The organism is Oscillospiraceae bacterium MB24-C1 (assembly GCA_030913685.1).
Classification (GTDB): Bacteria; Bacillota; Clostridia; order Oscillospirales; family Ruminococcaceae; genus Yanshouia.
In genome coordinates this window covers 1,398,575-1,414,291 of record CP133187.1, presented here as the reverse complement: position 1 = coordinate 1,414,291, position 15,717 = coordinate 1,398,575, and the positions used below count along the sequence as shown (strand labels likewise).

The window sequence follows — 15,717 nt, the reverse complement described above, 5'->3', positions numbered from 1 at the left end:
GGTTGGCCGATGCTTAAACGGCCTCATGAAAGGTTCGCATAATCACTTCCTGTTGCTGTTCGCGGGTCAGGCGGCTGAAGTTGACGGCATAGCCCGAAACGCGGATGGTCAGGGTCGGATATTTTTCGGGGTGGTTCATCGCGTCAATCAAGATGTCTCGACTCATAACGTTGACATTGAGATGGTGGGCGCCCTGTACAAAATAACCGTCCAAGATGTGCGTAAGGTTTTCGATGCGCTGTGCGATATCCTTGCCAAGCGCCTCGGGGACGATGGAAAAAGTGTTGGAAACGCCGTCCTGGCAAATATCTCTGTACGGAATTTTCGCGACCGAATTCAAAGAGGCGAGCGCACCGTTTTCGTCGCGGCCGTGCATGGGGTTTGCGCCGGGGGCAAGCGGCTCACCAAATTTGCGTCCGTCGGGCGTGCTACCGGTCTTTTTGCCGTACATGACGTTGCTCGTGATGGTCAGCGCAGACAGCGTGTGCTTGGCCTGACGGTAAATGGGGTGCTTTTTAAGCGCATTAGAAAAATAGGTGATAACCTGTACGGCGATATCGTCTGCACGGTCGTCGTCGTTGCCGTATTTGGGAAAGTCGCCCTCTACCTTAAAATCGACTGCTACGCCCTGCTCGTCCCGAATGGGCGTTACCTTGGCGTACTTGATGGCCGAAAGCGAATCGGCTGCTACCGAGATACCCGCGATACCAAAGGCGGTCAATCGCTCGACGATGATATCGTGCAGCGCCATCTGGCTAGCCTCGTAAGCATATTTATCGTGCATATAGTGGATGATATTTATGGTGTCCACATAAAGCTCCGCGACATAATCGAGCACTTTTTTGTAGCGGATCATCACTTCGTTGTAATCAAGAATACCCTCGGTTACCGGCGCAATACCCGGGACGACCGGCGTTTTTTTCAGCTCGTCCACACCGCTGTTAACTGCCATGAGCAGTGATTTTGCAATATTTGCCCTCGCTCCGAAGAACTGCGTTTGCTTACCCACACGCATGGCGGAAACACAACAGGAAATCGCGTAGTCATCACCATAGACCGGGCGCATGATGTCGTCGTTTTCGTACTGAATCGAATCGGTCTCGATGCTCATCTTGGCACAGTACGCCTTGAAAGCAGGGGGCAGATCGCGGCTCCAGAGCACGGTCATATTCGGTTCTGGGGCGGTACCAAGGTTGGTCAGCGTATGTAGGTAGCGCAGCGACGTTTTGGTGACCAACGGTCTACCGTTGACACCGATGCCGCCGATGGCTTCGGTGATCCAGGTGGGGTCGCCACCGAACAGTTCATTATATTCCGGCGTTCTTAAATGGCGCACCAGCCGCAGCTTGATGATGAACTGATCAATCAGCTCCTGCGCTTGTTGCTCGGTAATAACCCCATTATTTATATCTCTTTCAATATAAATGTCCAAGAAGGTTGAGGTGCGGCCCAGCGAGGTGGCCGCGCCGTTGTTTTCTTTGACGCCCGCCAGATAGGCCATGTATAAGAACTGGACAGCCTCCTGCGCGTTTTGCGCCGGGCGACTGATGTCAACGCCATATTTAGCGGCCATTGACTTCATTTGGTTTAAAGCGTGTATCTGCATGCTGACTTCTTCGCGGGTGCGGATGCGCTCGTCGGTCATCGAGCCGTCGAAGGAAGCCAGGTCTTTTTTGCGTTGTTCAATAAGAAAATCAATGCCATAAAGCGCAACCCGTCTATAGTCGCCGATGACGCGGCCGCGGCCGTAGGCGTCGGGAAGGCCAGTCAGCAGACCTACGTGCCGGGCTACCTTTGTCCGCTCGGGATAAGCGTCAAAAACGCCCTCGTTATGAGTCTTGCGGTAGGCGTGAAAATTCTGTTCTACCGTGGGGTTAAGCTGATAGCCATACTGCGCCAGCGCGCTGCTCGCCATTTTCAGGCCGCCGTAAAGGTTGACTATCCGCTTTAAGGGTGCATCGGTCTGCAGGCCGACAACCACCTCATTATCCTTATCGATGTAACCGGGCGCAAAATTATCGATGCCAGAGATAGTGTTGGTTTCAACGTCCAGAATGCCTTTCTCTACTTCCTCTACAATCAGCTGGTGGCATTTTTCCCAAACGGCTTGAGTTCTCTCGGTAGGGCCAACTAAAAATGCATCGTCCCCCTCGTAAAGTGTATAGTTTTTCTGAATAAAGTTACGGACATCAATTTCATCGGTCCAAAGACCGGCATTAAAGCCCTGCCATGCAGTAGTGGTCATCATGCTTCATTCCTTTCTCAGTAAAAATAGTTTCGGTAAGCATTTGCTGTAGCTTTCGAGTTTCATCCTTGTCCATGGGCAGAGTGCCCTGCAATGGACATTGAAAACCCATCTGAGCATATTTGTTTATGCCAAGGGTGTGATAGGGTAGCAGCTCTATTTTTTGGATGTTCGGTATACCGCGAAGATAGTGCCCAAGCCTTTTGATATGGGGTGGCGAGTCGGTCAGCCCCGGCACCACGACGTGGCGCACCCAGAGCGGTTTGCCACTATTGATGACAGCTTGTAAAAACACGTTTGGAACTGCAATATCCCCACCAGTCAGCGCGGTGTAGTCGTTAGAGCGGTAGTGTTTAACGTCAAAAATCACGAGGTCGGTATAAGCTAAAAGGGTCCCATAATCGCCGTTGCCATAACCAGCAGTATCCAGACAGGTGGGAATGTTTTCTTTTTTGCACGCGCGAAACAGTTCAGTCAAAAACGTTGCTTGCAGCAGTGGTTCACCGCCCGAGCAGGTGACGCCGCCTGTTGCACCGTAGTAAGGGCGGTAGCGTTTGAGCAGGCTGACAAGCTGTTGGACATCCATCTCTTTGCCTGAATCCAATTGCCAGGTGTCCGGATTGTGGCAGTATTGGCACCGTAATCGACAGCCCTGGAAAAACAACACTGTGCGAATTCCGGGACCGTCTACAAGTCCCATGGTCTCGATGGAGTGTATTTTCCCTTTTGGCATATTCTCACCACCTTCTCATGTGTTTGGGCAATAGAAAAAGCCGGCAATCCGGGCGTAAATTGCCCAGACGGTCGGCTTCAACGATTATACTTCATGTGGTTAAATCCACTTTTCCGTCAGTCATATAATCTGTGTAAAAATTTTAGCATGGTCATAATTTTTTGTCAATTCACATTTCTCAAAATCCTTTTAGCTTGGTCGCTAGAATTTAGGACATGCTGTATAAAAGTTAATTAACGCAAAACGCGGTGCGTCACGTAATAAAAGTGTGTGATGCGGTGGAATCGACAAGGTAACGGGCGTAGGGTCTAAAATACCGAACGGTTGAAAACGATATATGTTGCGGGTCGTGTTGACAGCCCAAAACAGGGATGCTACTATCGTACATAACAGCTTTTGATGGCAATAGATAGGCCGCGCGTCATCACATAGAAGGCTTTTATTAAAGGAAATAAGATCATCCGTACCAACCTAAAGAGCATTGCCGAACTTGTGTAAAATAAAGATCGATGCCCATAGACACCGACCTTTAGGATATCGTTTGGCTTAAAGTGGAAGAGCCTGTTGTACGCAGGTTTTTTCACCGATATAGTTCATCAAAAAGATACCGAGAACGGTGCTGCCCCAAAGGGAACAGCGGTATAGGCCAGAGAAATCCTATGCAAAGTAGTCACGCCAGACCTCCAAAAAGGGGCGCACTGGCTCGGGCTCTGGCAGGTGTTCACCCAACAACTTTTCCATCCAGATCATATCATACCAGGTATTAAATTTAAAGGCGCATTTATGAAAATGTGCCACTGTCCGATAGCCCAGCCTTTCGTGGAATTTCGGGCTGTCGGTGGTCAGGTGTACATCTTCACCAGTGGGCAAAGCAATGCAGGCATTGAGATTTAAAATGTTTTGATGGCGCAGCACCGCCTCAAGCTTATCATAAAGCGCCCGGCCAATACCGCCGCCGCGGCAGGTCTGGGCAATATAGATGCTGCTTTCAACCGACCGGGCATAGGCAGCCCGGTTTTTAAAGGCCGACGCGTAGGCGTAGCCTACTATTTCACCGTTATGCAATGCGACCAAATAGGGGTAGAGCGCGAGCGTTTTGCGGATACGCTCGGCAAATTCCTCAATGGAGGGTACGGTGTACTCAAACGAAATAGCGGTGTCTTTAACATAGGGCGCATAGATTTGCAACAGAGCCTTGGCGTCTTCTGGCGAAGCGGGTCTGATGATAACGGGCTGTGACATAACAATTCCTCTTTTACGCATTAATTTCGCAAAATTAGTATAGCACAGGGCGATGGCTATGTAAAACAATGCTTTTGTTCCGTTGCCGCAGGTGCTTAGTTTTAATATTTTATTCAGAAAAGGAGCGGGACTCAAATGAAAATAAAAAAGGTTACGCTGATCGGTTTAGGCGCTATGGGTGTGTTTTTTGCACCGAAGCTCGAGGCGGGTTTGGGTAAGGGTAACTTTAGAGTGTTGGCCGACGGCGCGCGCAAGGACAGGCTGGAGACTGATGGGGTAACCATCAACGGTGTGACGCATCATTTTACCATCATTACCCCAGAAACGACCGACGATCCGGCCGATCTGGTGATTATGGCCGTTAAAGATACCGGCCTTACAAAGGCCATCAGTGACATCAAAAACCAGATTGGTGCGCACACGCAGGTTATTTGTGTAATGAACGGCGTAGACAGCGAGGAACGTGTTGCCGAAGTTTATGGCTGGGATCATGTGTTGTATTCCTATATGCGTGTATCGATTAATATGCGAGACGGTGTGGCTAATTTTGACCCTAAGATGGGCAAAGTGCATTTCGGCGAGGCGAAGAACGCTGAGGTTTCTGATCGGGTGCGGCAGATCAGCGCGCTGTTTGATGCCTGTGGGGTTAACTATCAGATTGATGAGGATATGGTCAAGGGCCTTTGGTTTAAGTTCATGTGTAATGTGGGTGAAAATCTGACATGTGCATTGTTGGATGTACCGTTTGGGGCCTATCGTGTCAGCGAACACGCCAACGAGATTCGCCGCGAGTCTATGTGGGAGGTTGTTCGCATCGCAAATAAGCTGGGCATTGGTTTGGGTCAGGCGGATGTGGATAACCAAGAAGCACACGTCAGGAAGATTCCTTTTTACAACAAGCCTTCTACCCTGTTGGATATAGAGGCCGCGCGCAAGACCGAGGTGGAGATGTTTGCTGGAAAAGTTATTACCTTGGGCAAAAAGCTTGGCGTTAAGACACCGCTAAACTGGATGTTCTACCACGCCATCAGCGTGCGCGAAGAAAAAAACGCCGGACTTTTTGAAGACGAATCATTTTGATTAAATTTACCTGTACTCTGGCTTCGATGATTATACCGTTATGCTAGCGTCCATTCAGGCTGCTATGCGGGCGTCAGGACGGGGAAATGTTGGCCACGGCAGAATGATACTTTGTTATTGTATAGGTGAAAAATAAACTAAAATACGTGGAAATAGTTTGTATTATACCAAGAAATGCGTTATAATGACCCTAGTTTTTTCCGATCTTATTTCCGACGCGTGGCAAATATATCGGAATGTTTCATCCAAAAGCGGGGCAAAAAGGAATTTATGAACAATATAATCAGATGTAATCTTGGCGAGTTGCTGCTTTGCCTTTCAAAAGCACAGGACTTGATATCACCGGTGCTGGCCAGTCACCAACAGCAAGTGGCCTATTTATCATACCGTTTGGCAGAACAGCTGGATTTGTCGGTGCAGGAGCGCAAAGAGATTTTTCTAGCTGCACTGGTGCATGATATCGGCGCACTTTCAACAAATGAGCTGCTGTCAATTACTGAACATGAACCGATTACAGCCTATAACCATGCCTTTAAAGGCGCATCGCTGGTGCAGGAGTTTAAGCCGCTGCGATCTATTTACAGGTTAGTTAAATATCACCATGTTCCTTGGTCTTACGGAGAGGGTTTGCGCTTTAACGGAGAGACGGTACCGCTGTATAGCCATATTATCCACTTAGCAGACCGTGTTTGCACTGGAATACAAAACCCGAAACAGAATGTGCTTTCCCAACTGCCCAAGGTGCTTGAGGGGGTTCAACAGCGATCAGGGGCGCTTTATATGCCGAATTTCGTTGCCGCACTCAACAAGCTGAGCAAAAAACAGTATATCTGGCTTGACCTGATCTCGCGCGATCCGGTAGAGATGCTACCGACGCAGGAGCTGTTTGATAGCCTGTTACTGGATATCGACGATATTATAGATTTTGCAATTCTTTTTTCTCACATTATAGATTTTAGAAGCCGTTTTACCGCTTGCCACTCTGCGGGTGTCGCGAAGGTGGCCGAGTATCTCGCCAATCTGACTGGTTTTTCCCCGATTGAACGTAAAATGATGCTCATAGCCGGATACCTGCACGATTTGGGTAAGCTGGCGATTGACAATGAGATTCTAGAAAAACCGGATAATCTTCAACTGGACGAATTTAACGAAATACGCACGCATACTTACTACACTTATGTTTTGCTTAATAAAATTCAACAGTTTGATACCATTAAAATATGGGCAGCGTATCATCATGAGAGGCTAGATGGTAAAGGCTATCCCTTTCACATTGTCGGTGAAAACCTTCCGCTAGGGTCTCGGATTATGGCCGTTGCAGATGTTTTTACTGCAATTACGGAGGATCGCCCCTACCGCAAGGGAATGTCGATGGAACACGCAACCAAAGTACTGAACAATATGGTGGATAATGGCGCTCTGGACGGAAATATTGTTAAAACGGCCACTGATAACTTTGCCCTTATCAATGACATTCGTGCAGCGGCACAGAAGGTGGCTGCAAGACAGTACAGAAACTTTCTTGGTATAATGCCGGATAAGAAGACCGATCAAGAACTGCTGACGCTCTAGGCAACGTATGGTCTGACTGCATGCTAGAAAACGCTTGCTGATTTGAATTTCGAATAATACCCTAGCTGAAAGTTTTTGAAATTAGAATAAAAACCACCTTGCATTTGCCTATAAATTGCGGTATAATCAATAAGCGATTTGTGTATGCAGGTATGGTGTAATGGTAGCATCTCTGCTTCCCAAGCAGATCGAGCGGGTTCGAATCCCGTTACCTGCTCCACGAATAAAACCGCTCTAGAATCACGTTCTAGAGCGGTTTTTACTTTGCTATGACCACACTCTTGACCACACTTTATATAAAAACTATTCTTTGCCTAAGATGTGGTTAAACGCACTGCTAAGGGCGGCGGCAGCGATCTTTGAATCATCCCCTATCAAATGTCCGTAAGTTCCGAAGGTATCCATATCTTTGCTGTGGCCTACTAACTGCTTTACTAATCCTTCTGGTAGCGTTTTAGCCATCGAAACAAATGTGTGGCGCATTTCGTAAGGCGTTATTTTGGGTATACCGTTATATAAACAGTACCTATACCAACGATCTCTAAAATTGTGCTGGGTCGAGATCTCAAAAACAGTTTGGCTGGTTAATGATATTTTCCGCTGATCTTCTATTACCTTCAATACTTCAGACGTCATAACGAAAGCGCGAAAGCGGGTATATGCAAGAGCAGATAACCAGATTATTGTTAAATTATCGGAGGTGTAACATCATCCTCTCAGCTCAAAAACACCAACATCTTTGCTGGTATCAGAAGAAGTTATTTTTAATCGAGTAAGTTCTGCTGTAAAAGGCGAAAAACTCTCCCATAGAATTGAAAGCAACTTTTCCGTCTGCCCTAGCTCAATCGAAGCAATCGTCATATGTGGAGACCAGTTTTTTTGCTTAAGCGAATATAGACAACCTTTATCAGTGCAACAGTTATCGAATTTTTCATGTATATTCGAATGAAGTTCCAATAGGCCATAACTGGAACAGGGCGCTAAAAAACAATAACGCGCATCGGGGAAAAAACCAAAATGGTTAAAAGAAATCTGTATTTTTTTATGTTGTGCTACAACCTTGCTAATCCACTTGAACAGACTTATCTCATCAAGTTCTGTATAAATGCCAAACGTTATATGAGGTTCATATGCATCAATAGAGATGCCTTGCGCTTTTAATTTTTCTTTGATTCGGTATACTTTTTGGTTAGTTTGATTATCAAATGTGCCCATCACGCATAGCGTCCTTATTTGGTTCAAAATATATCTCCTTGCCTCACAAATGGTGTATTTTTAAGCAAAGTATAACATTTGGAGTAGATTTTGTCACTCGTTTGCATCGCAGTAAATAAGATGATCTATAAAAACTCAAATCTTTGAAAAAATAAAAGCCAGAGAACTATTTTGAACTTTCTCTTGGCAGTCCAGATTATCCTCCTGCTGGTGAGTAAAGAAACTTAAAAACGACGTCTATATTTCTGGGGAGAATAGTTGCAATCAAAGGTGAGGGAGGCGGTATCGCCGCATTTGATGCTGTTTGAAACAGTCTTTTCATCCACAGGCGGCCATAAATTCGAGTACGTAAAAAAACAACCACATCAATCCTGATATGGTTGTTGTAAGTATTATTTTTAGGCTCTAAAAGAATCTGCAACCGCGTCCACAACGCCTGCAGCAATTGCCAAAACGCCCCCAACGCATCCATCTGCGGTACCAATAAAACATAAAATTCATCCTTCCGTTAGAAAATATAAGCTAGGCGTGAATAATGCCCTATATGGATTGTATGCAAATTTCACGTCGCAAGTGAATTTAAAAGGAGTAAAGCGTATTGAATAAGCTCTTTGCATTTCTATCAATGATTTTCTTACACATCGTAGATGATTACTATTTACAAGGATGGCTCGCTAATGCTAAGCAAAAATCATGGTGGGAACAAAATGCACCAAATAAGATGTACCAGTATGATTATATTTGGGCCTTGGTCATGCATTCTTTTAGCTGGGCTTTTATGACTATGCTGCCGGTGGCATTTTATTTAAGGTTTAAAATTGGTTTTTGGTTTGCTTTCTTTTTTGCGCTTAATCTAATTATTCACGCTGTAGTTGATCATCTAAAAGCCAATGTAAAAGCGATTAATTTGTGGACTGACCAAATTATTCATATAGGACAAATTGTAGTAACGTTTCTATTTTTGCTTAGAACTTAGGGCGCCTCGATAAGGAAACAAGTTTGACTAACTACAAAAAACTCTAAAAATTGAGACGTGTAAGCACTGCGCCGTTTATCAACATGATGGTTGATCAGAGTTTTAATGTTGTCGGCAGTGTAATGAAGGTCAATTTTGTAATATATAATATCAGAAAACTACGCCCTAGAAACGGCCTTTAAAGTCGTTTTTAGAGCGTAGTTTTTAAATGGCACCGCCGGTGCGTTTTGATATTTCTTTGCAAATAACTCAAAGTCAACACCTTGGAGCATTAATTTTGCGGTGCGTAGCCATGCGCTATTTAGGAGGAAAGACTACCAACAGCAGCATTTTAAAAGCTTCTTTGGCAAATACCGCGTGCGGTTTTTTGGCGGGCATAACCAGTGTTTCGCCGGCCTGCAGGACATATTCTGTTCCGTCAACCCAAAGCTGTCCAGTACCTTCTAAAATGGTAACCATCGCGTCGCCATCGGAGTCATGCGCGCTTATCTCTTCACCCTGCGCAAAGGCGAACAGAGTGACACTGACTGCCTTATTCTGTGCCAAGGTCTTGCTGACGATCTGTCCAGGCTGAGCGTCAACCTGTGACGCAAGTGAAAGAACTGTTTCATGCGCTAAATTTTTAATCATGTCCATACACCTCGCTGTCGTGTTTTTTAGTCGGTTTCGATCGCATTTACGGGACAACTGTCTCGTGCTTCAACGGCTTTTTCCTGCAGTGACGCTTCAACCTCATGAGAGACAGCTTCTGCAAGGCCAGCGTCGGTCATGTGGAACACCTCGGGACAGAGGCTGGCACACAGCCCACATCCAATACATGCATCATTTACTAACGCTTTCATTATCACACCTCCTGATGCTATTTTGTACAAGTTTGTGCCGTAAACGCCTTTTATAACCTTATTATATAAAATTTATCTGATTAAATCTGTTGTAAAAACAACAGCCCAGGATTTTTTAGTTGCAATATTATACAAAGTATGCCAGCAGAGCAGAAATGCGTCGGCCCCTTTTGCCAAAATGATAGACATTCTGGAAAAAGAGGCCGACAGCAGGAAGAAAAAGAGGGATTGCAATAATGAAAAAGATTAGAAGATATCAGAGCATGACGCCATCTTTAAAAATGGCGATTTCGCGGGCACAGCCGCGCTCGCTTTTGGTTTGCGAGCCACTTGCCACTTCCAATACGTGGTCAAGCAGGCGGTCTCCGGCGTCGTCGAGGGATTCCCCCTGAGCGACCGTGCCGGCGTTAAAATCGATCCAGTTCCCCTTCTTTTCAAAAAGCGGGGTATTGGTTGAAATCTTTAAAGTAGGGGCGGGTGCGCCAAAAGGGGTGCCGCGCCCTGTGGTAAATAGAATTAGATGGGCGCCTGCGGCGGTAAGCGCTGTTGCGCTTACCAAATCATTGCCGGGGCCACTTAAAAGGTTCAGCCCCTTTTTAGTGACGATATCGCCGTAATCAAGCACATCGACAATCTGGGCACTGCCGCCTTTTTGAACGCAGCCACAAGATTTATCCTCCAGCGTGGTGATGCCACCGGCTTTGTTGCCGGGACTTGGATTTTCATATACGACCTGTCCGTGGTTGACATAGTATTGCTTGAAGTCGGAGATCATTTTAATGGCCCGGTCGAAAACCGCTCGGTTTTCACTGCGGTCGAGCAGAATTGATTCTGCGCCAAACATCTCGGGAACCTCAGTCAGGATGGTAGAACCGCCTAGCGACACCAATCGGTCGGAGAATCGACCGACCGTGGGGTTTGCAGTAATGCCGGAAAGCCCGTCCGAACCACCGCATTTCATGCCCACGACCAGCTCACTGGCGGGTATCGGCTCGCGCGTAAATTTTGCAGCGTACGCGGCTAGTTCAGAAAGCAGCGCAGAAGCGGCGGAGATCTCGTCCTCAACATCCTGACAAATCAGAAACTTAATACGACTATCGTCCCACTGTCCTAGCTCTTCTTTAAACTGCGCCATTGTCAAATTTTCACACCCCAAACCTAAAACCAGTACGCCTGCGGCATTAGGATGGCGGGACAGCGCGGCCAAAAGCTTACGAGTCTGAGCGTGGTCATCACCCATTTGGCTGCATCCAAACGGATGGGGGAAGGCGTACAACCCCTCAACCGTACCGGCAACCAGATGTTGATTGGCTTGTACCAGATGCTGGGCGACACTGTTGACGCAGCCCACGGTTGGGATAATCCACAGCTCGTTACGAATGGCCGCCCGACCATCGGGCCGCCGAAAGCCCATAAAAGTTTTAGGCTCTATCTCAGGCAAGGGGTACTGTTTGTGATGGTAGGTAAATTCTTCGGTTTCCGATAGGGTGGTTTGCACATTGTGAGTATGAACCCACATGCCTGGGCCAATGGCCGCTGTTGTGCGGCCGATGGGATTTCCGTATTTGATAATCAGTGCTTCGTTGGGGATGGGTGTCAGCGCTAGCTTATGCCCCTGAGGAATATCTTCGACAGCAATAATCTTCCGACCAGAGACGGTCAGCGTTTCGCCTTTTTCGATAGGCGCCAGTGCAATGGCGACATTATCCGAGGGGTGTATTTGAATCAGTTTCATAAGCGGGTCCTCCCGATAATTACAGACATTGTTTCATAGCCTGATACATGCCGACGGCCTCTATGCGCTCGAGCGCAGCGGCCACGGCGTCTTCAAAGCCGGGCAGCTCGGCAAGGTCGTTGCCCCACATTTTTTCGTTATGGATAACGGCATGAGCAAGTGATTTTGCGTCGTCGTCCCGGTGGTCATAGTAGAAATCTAGCACCCACTGATCGTCCTTGATCTCAAAGGTGTTGTCAGCCCGCTTTCCAATCAGGCAGCCCGCACCCTTTTCGCGGCCCGCATGATAAAATGCGATGTAGGCGGCGAATGAGAAGGTGATACAAGCAGGGAGCTTGTCGGCGCGCTTTTTATATTCCAGAAGGCTTGGCATGACTCTGGCCTTCCACTTTGCAGTGGAATTGAGTGAGATTGCCAGCAGCGCGTGGTCGATATAGGGGTTTGCAAAACGCTCGGCGACAGCGGCGGCAAAATCGGTCAAATCCTTCTTGGGTAGATCAAGCGTTGGAATGATTTCGTCATAGATGGTTTTATTCATAAAGCCGCGGATCACGTCGTCCATCATACAGTCGCGAACAATATCCTGCCCGGCCAGATAGGCACCGAGCACCATGGAGGTGTGCGCGCCGTTTAGGATACGCACTTTGCGCTGCTTATAGGGGGTGTGATCGTCAACGATGATGACCGGTAATCCAGCCTTTTCAAACGGCAGTTCTTCTTTAAGGGATTGCGGGCCTTCGATAACCCAGAATCCGAATACCTCACCGGTGTCAATGAGGTTATCCTCATAGCCCAATTCTTTACAGATGGCCTCGGCCTCTGCGCGGGGATAGCCGGTGACAATGCGATCCACCAATGTGGAGCAGAAAATGTTTTCTTCCTGCACCCACTTAGCGAAGCTCTCGGATAAACCCCAAAAGTCAACATATTTTCTAACACATTTTTTTAGCTCGTCACCGTTGTGGTCAATGAGCTCACAGGATAATATCACAAAACCGGGCAGCCCTAGCTGATAACGCTCGTAGAGAAAGCGGGTTAATTTGGACGGGAAGCTGGCGGGTGGTGTGTCATCAAATTTGCAGGCGGGGTCAAAGACGATACCGGCCTCGGTGGTGTTGGAGACCAAAAACCGCAGATCAGGATTTTTGGCACAGTCGAGCAGCGCGGTGTAATCCTGATAGGGATTAATGCAGCGCGAAACGCAAGAAATTACCCGCTTGCGGTTTACCTTCTGACCGTTTTCCTGCCCGCGCAGGAACAGCGTGTATAGTCCTTCCTGACTATTAATCATATCGGCCAAGCCGGGAGCGATGGGCTGGGTAAGCACCACTTTGCTGTTAAAGCCTGCCTTTTCATTCAGAATGTCGATGAAATAGTCCACGAAAGCCCTAAGGAAGTTGCCTTCGCCGAACTGAAGCACCCGCTCAGGGGCGGATTCAAGCAGATAGCCCTCAAAGCCCTGTGCCTTTAATACGCTGTAATTGAGCTTATCCATTTTTGTCTCCTTTCAGAAGTTACGGATTTGCTTTTTTAACACTGAGAACACTAAAAATAATCGAAAGTACTAGCAGGAAGGTCAACACAACCACAACACCCATGCCGGCACGTATTCCGGACTGCTCGGCCACAAAACCGACCAGCGCAGGCGTGATGATGCCACCAATACTGCCGGTGAAGATCATGGCGCTGGAACCTAGGTCATTGCCCTTGATATAATCGCTACCAAAAGCGAAAGCGGTGGGGTAGATGGTCGCCATAAAAAATCCGATACCGATGATACCCATTGTGATAGACAGCGGGTTGCGACTAAAGAACACCAGCAAAAAGAATAAAAAGAATCCTGCGCCGTCAAAAAGCAATATCTTGTTGCGTGAAATTTTGCCGGTGACGGCGGCCCCAACCATTCGTCCAATGAAGATGACCAGCCACAATAGGCTGTTCATCATTTGCGAATGGTCGGCACTCAAAGCACCAATATCCTGAAAATAGGTAACCAGCCAACCCACAATAGCGTATTCACAGGAAATATAAAAGAATAAGACGGCAGCAGCCAGCCAGAATTGCTTAACCTTTAAAAAGCTGCGGTCAACTGAACGAATGCTTTTGGCGGTGGATTCAGGTGGTAGTGGCATTCGTGCATAAACGACCAGCTGGGTGATAACCAACAGAAACAGCGCGCCAGCCATCAATCGCCAGCCGTGATCGGGCCAACGCCGGGTTAAAGCGACCAGAAGTAGAGGTGAGAGCAGGGCGCCGACGGCAAAGCAGCCGTGCAGCAGGTTATAACCACGGGTGGCCTTGTGGCCGGGCAGCGTACTGATCATGACACCTGAGAAATTGGAGTTGCCGCCTCTGGCGATACCGGTCATTAGAAAGGCCAGTGCTAAAAGAAGCGGGTTGCCCCAGCCGCTGGCAAAGATCAGATAGCCCATGGCCATCCATGCGGCGATACTCAGAATACTGCGTCGTCGACCGAGATAGACGGGCAACACGCCCGCCAAAAGAACCGAGAACAGATTCCCGATCGACTGGCAGGAGAGCAAAATGCCCGAAAAGTCATAGCTGAGCCCATAGGTCTCACGCAGAAAGGGGATGAAAGAACCCAGAGGCTGCGAGGCGGCTCCGCTGATAAAAAAAGCGTATAAAACATTGCGAACGAGTGCGTTTTCTCGCTGCGACTCTTGCCGCATTGATGTCAAAGCGTTCACAGCTCCTTGCACGTTATTGTTTTTAGAGATGCAGCCGTACGTTGTTAACCAATCAAGGCTGCGTCAGTTTTGCCGTTAGCGCGCATTAAACGGCAATTATAGTAATCGCCAAAACAGCTACCGCCCGGTTGACGGCCGCTCAACCAAACCACAAGGAACTATTAAATCGACGGCTCCCATAAGTTTTCTTGGGTTAGGTGTGGCAGAGGTAATCAATCAGCGGTATTTTGACGGCATAGTCGTGTAAAAGGTGATTTGGCTTTAGCCTCTAATAAAATGCAAAATCAAAATCTGGTGTGAAGCAGATATATGCTCACACGCCCGTTATAAAACAAATATTTAGCGAGTCATCTCGTCTGCGGATGATTGATTGTGATGGTCGCGAATGATGCGCTCAATTTCACCAAAGCTTGAGCTGGGCAGATCGCCCGGGACGGTGTTTTTGACGCTGGACATGGCGTTGCCATACCAAACGGCCTGTTGCGGATCGTTAAACTTCAAAAGTCCAAACAGAACGCCAGCTACATAGGCGTCTCCCGACCCGATGCGGTCAATAACGTCGATGCCGTAATAAGGCTCTTCGGAATAAAACGTATCGGTTGCCGCGTCATAAAGAGTGGAGGTGAAATCGTGTTTTTTTGGGCTGCGCACGGTGCGTTGCGTGGCCGCAACTATCTTTACGCCATATTCTTCAGCGTAGCTGCGCAGAATGTCGGTAAGCGCACCGGTTTTCTGGAACATCCGGCGGCTGGTTTCCTCTGAGACAAATAAAACATCAGTCAGCGGCAGTACCTTTTTGATAGTTTCGCGGGCGGCTTCCTCGCTCCATAGCGTGGCGCGATAATTGACATCAAATGAGATCAGCGCTCCATTTTCACGAAAGCGACGGATAGTCTCTACCACTGTATTACGCAGGTCGGGGGAAAGCGCCAGACTGATGCCACTGGTGTGGAACATCCGGCAGGAGCGCCATAGGCACTCGGGCAACTCGTCGAGCATCAAGCGGTTGACTGAGGCACTGCGACGGTCGTAAATGACGGCGGGCTTTCTGGGTGCCGCGCCCATTTCGTAATAATAGATGCCAAGCCGTGCATCGGGACGTTTGTCATAGATGAGATAATCGTCGGAAACACCTACGAACCGGACGCGATTTTTGACGAAGGTTCCCAGTTCGCTTTTGGGTAGCTTTGAGGCGATGGCGGTGCGCAGTCCCAACTGCGCCACGCCGGAGGCAACGTTTAGCTCTGAGCCGCCGGCCAGCTTTTCAAAAATGTCACCGTCGGCGATGCGGGCGTACCGGGGCGGAGAGAGCCGCAGCATAATCTCCCCCAACGTAATCAGGTCAAAATCGTAGGACTGCATGATACAT

Annotated in this window: 15 protein-coding genes, 1 tRNA gene and 1 riboswitch; of the genes, 4 read left to right on the top strand and 12 right to left on the bottom strand. The window is 48.0% G+C overall.

All coding sequences use genetic code 11. The annotated features are described in order from the left end of the window. Window positions 1-13 precede the first annotated feature (13 nt). The 3 genes from pflB to RBH76_06805 form a co-directional block, all read right to left on the bottom strand. The gene (gene pflB / locus RBH76_06815; protein ID WMJ85124.1) at window positions 14-2,248 is read right to left on the bottom strand and encodes a formate C-acetyltransferase; all 2,235 of its coding nucleotides are present in this window, start codon (window positions 2,246-2,248) and stop codon (window positions 14-16) included. After that, window positions 2,217-2,978, bottom strand: coding sequence for a pyruvate formate-lyase-activating protein (gene pflA / locus RBH76_06810; protein WMJ85123.1), 762 nt, complete (start codon window positions 2,976-2,978; stop codon window positions 2,217-2,219). Before pflA ends, pflB begins: the two co-directional genes overlap by 32 nt. 54 nt (window positions 2,979-3,032) lie before the next feature. Continuing rightward, window positions 3,033-3,112: riboswitch (ZMP/ZTP riboswitch) on the bottom strand. Between the two features lie 523 nt (window positions 3,113-3,635). Next, the gene (locus tag RBH76_06805) at window positions 3,636-4,220 is read right to left on the bottom strand and encodes an N-acetyltransferase family protein (GenBank protein WMJ85122.1); all 585 of its coding nucleotides are present in this window, start codon (window positions 4,218-4,220) and stop codon (window positions 3,636-3,638) included. Window positions 4,221-4,355: 135 nt separating this feature from the next. On the opposite strand from RBH76_06805, the gene RBH76_06800 reads away from it, so the two are divergent. The 3 genes from RBH76_06800 (at window position 4,356) to RBH76_06790 (ending at window position 7,092) form a co-directional block, all read left to right on the top strand. Continuing rightward, window positions 4,356-5,300, top strand: a complete 945-nt coding sequence (locus RBH76_06800) for a ketopantoate reductase family protein (GenBank protein ID WMJ85121.1) — start codon at window positions 4,356-4,358, stop codon at window positions 5,298-5,300. Between the two features lie 270 nt (window positions 5,301-5,570). Further along, window positions 5,571-6,872, top strand: a complete 1,302-nt coding sequence (locus tag RBH76_06795) for an HD domain-containing protein (GenBank protein ID WMJ85120.1) — start codon at window positions 5,571-5,573, stop codon at window positions 6,870-6,872. Window positions 6,873-7,018: 146 nt separating this feature from the next. Then, window positions 7,019-7,092 (top strand) — tRNA-Gly (locus tag RBH76_06790). An 83-nt stretch (window positions 7,093-7,175) separates the two neighbouring features. On the opposite strand, the gene RBH76_06785 is transcribed toward RBH76_06790, so the two are convergent. From RBH76_06785 to RBH76_06775, 3 genes are all read right to left on the bottom strand, one after another. Next, window positions 7,176-7,493 (bottom strand): hypothetical protein, encoded by a 318-nt coding sequence (locus RBH76_06785; GenBank protein ID WMJ85119.1) that lies wholly within the window; start codon window positions 7,491-7,493, stop codon window positions 7,176-7,178. A gap of 87 nt (window positions 7,494-7,580) precedes the next feature. Beyond that, window positions 7,581-8,087 (bottom strand): 2'-5' RNA ligase family protein, encoded by a 507-nt coding sequence (locus tag RBH76_06780; protein ID WMJ85118.1) that lies wholly within the window; start codon window positions 8,085-8,087, stop codon window positions 7,581-7,583. Between the two features lie 196 nt (window positions 8,088-8,283). Beyond that, the gene (locus tag RBH76_06775; GenBank protein ID WMJ85117.1) at window positions 8,284-8,571 is read right to left on the bottom strand and encodes a hypothetical protein; all 288 of its coding nucleotides are present in this window, start codon (window positions 8,569-8,571) and stop codon (window positions 8,284-8,286) included. Window positions 8,572-8,685: 114 nt separating this feature from the next. On the opposite strand from RBH76_06775, the gene RBH76_06770 reads away from it, so the two are divergent. Beyond that, window positions 8,686-9,063 (top strand): hypothetical protein, encoded by a 378-nt coding sequence (locus RBH76_06770; GenBank protein WMJ85116.1) that lies wholly within the window; start codon window positions 8,686-8,688, stop codon window positions 9,061-9,063. A 297-nt stretch (window positions 9,064-9,360) separates the two neighbouring features. Here RBH76_06770 and RBH76_06765 read toward each other — a convergent pair whose 3' ends face one another. The 6 genes from RBH76_06765 to RBH76_06740 form a co-directional block, all read right to left on the bottom strand. After that, on the bottom strand, window positions 9,361-9,699 hold the full coding sequence (locus RBH76_06765; protein ID WMJ85115.1) for a cupin domain-containing protein: 339 nt from the start codon (window positions 9,697-9,699) through the stop codon (window positions 9,361-9,363). Window positions 9,700-9,719: 20 nt separating this feature from the next. Beyond that, window positions 9,720-9,905 carry a ferredoxin gene (locus tag RBH76_06760; GenBank protein ID WMJ85114.1) on the bottom strand — a complete coding sequence of 62 codons (186 nt, stop codon included), beginning with the start codon at window positions 9,903-9,905 and terminating at the stop codon, window positions 9,720-9,722. Between the two features lie 256 nt (window positions 9,906-10,161). After that, window positions 10,162-11,640, bottom strand: coding sequence for an altronate dehydratase family protein (locus RBH76_06755; GenBank protein ID WMJ85113.1), 1,479 nt, complete (start codon window positions 11,638-11,640; stop codon window positions 10,162-10,164). 19 nt (window positions 11,641-11,659) lie between these two features. Then, window positions 11,660-13,135 carry a tagaturonate reductase gene (locus RBH76_06750; protein WMJ85112.1) on the bottom strand — a complete coding sequence of 492 codons (1,476 nt, stop codon included), beginning with the start codon at window positions 13,133-13,135 and terminating at the stop codon, window positions 11,660-11,662. A gap of 19 nt (window positions 13,136-13,154) precedes the next feature. Further along, the gene (locus tag RBH76_06745) at window positions 13,155-14,348 is read right to left on the bottom strand and encodes an MFS transporter (GenBank protein ID WMJ85111.1); all 1,194 of its coding nucleotides are present in this window, start codon (window positions 14,346-14,348) and stop codon (window positions 13,155-13,157) included. Window positions 14,349-14,687: 339 nt separating this feature from the next. Then, window positions 14,688-15,710 (bottom strand): sugar kinase, encoded by a 1,023-nt coding sequence (locus tag RBH76_06740; protein WMJ85110.1) that lies wholly within the window; start codon window positions 15,708-15,710, stop codon window positions 14,688-14,690. Window positions 15,711-15,717: the final 7 nt, after the last annotated feature.

Bases quoted from the DNA above. Each gene is read 5' to 3' on its own strand.
- pflB (WMJ85124.1), bottom strand. From the start codon at position 2,248: ATGATGACCACTACTGCATGGCAGGGCTTTAATGCCGGTCTTTGGACC.
- pflA (WMJ85123.1), bottom strand. From the start codon at position 2,978: ATGCCAAAAGGGAAAATACACTCCATCGAGACCATGGGACTTGTAGAC.
- RBH76_06805 (WMJ85122.1), bottom strand. From the start codon at position 4,220: ATGTCACAGCCCGTTATCATCAGACCCGCTTCGCCAGAAGACGCCAAG.
- RBH76_06800 (WMJ85121.1), top strand. From the start codon at position 4,356: ATGAAAATAAAAAAGGTTACGCTGATCGGTTTAGGCGCTATGGGTGTG.
- RBH76_06795 (WMJ85120.1), top strand. From the start codon at position 5,571: ATGAACAATATAATCAGATGTAATCTTGGCGAGTTGCTGCTTTGCCTT.
- RBH76_06780 (WMJ85118.1), bottom strand. From the start codon at position 8,087: ATGGGCACATTTGATAATCAAACTAACCAAAAAGTATACCGAATCAAA.
- RBH76_06765 (WMJ85115.1), bottom strand. From the start codon at position 9,699: ATGGACATGATTAAAAATTTAGCGCATGAAACAGTTCTTTCACTTGCG.
- RBH76_06760 (WMJ85114.1), bottom strand. From the start codon at position 9,905: ATGAAAGCGTTAGTAAATGATGCATGTATTGGATGTGGGCTGTGTGCC.
- RBH76_06755 (WMJ85113.1), bottom strand. From the start codon at position 11,640: ATGAAACTGATTCAAATACACCCCTCGGATAATGTCGCCATTGCACTG.
- RBH76_06750 (WMJ85112.1), bottom strand. From the start codon at position 13,135: ATGGATAAGCTCAATTACAGCGTATTAAAGGCACAGGGCTTTGAGGGC.
- RBH76_06740 (WMJ85110.1), bottom strand. From the start codon at position 15,710: ATGCAGTCCTACGATTTTGACCTGATTACGTTGGGGGAGATTATGCTG.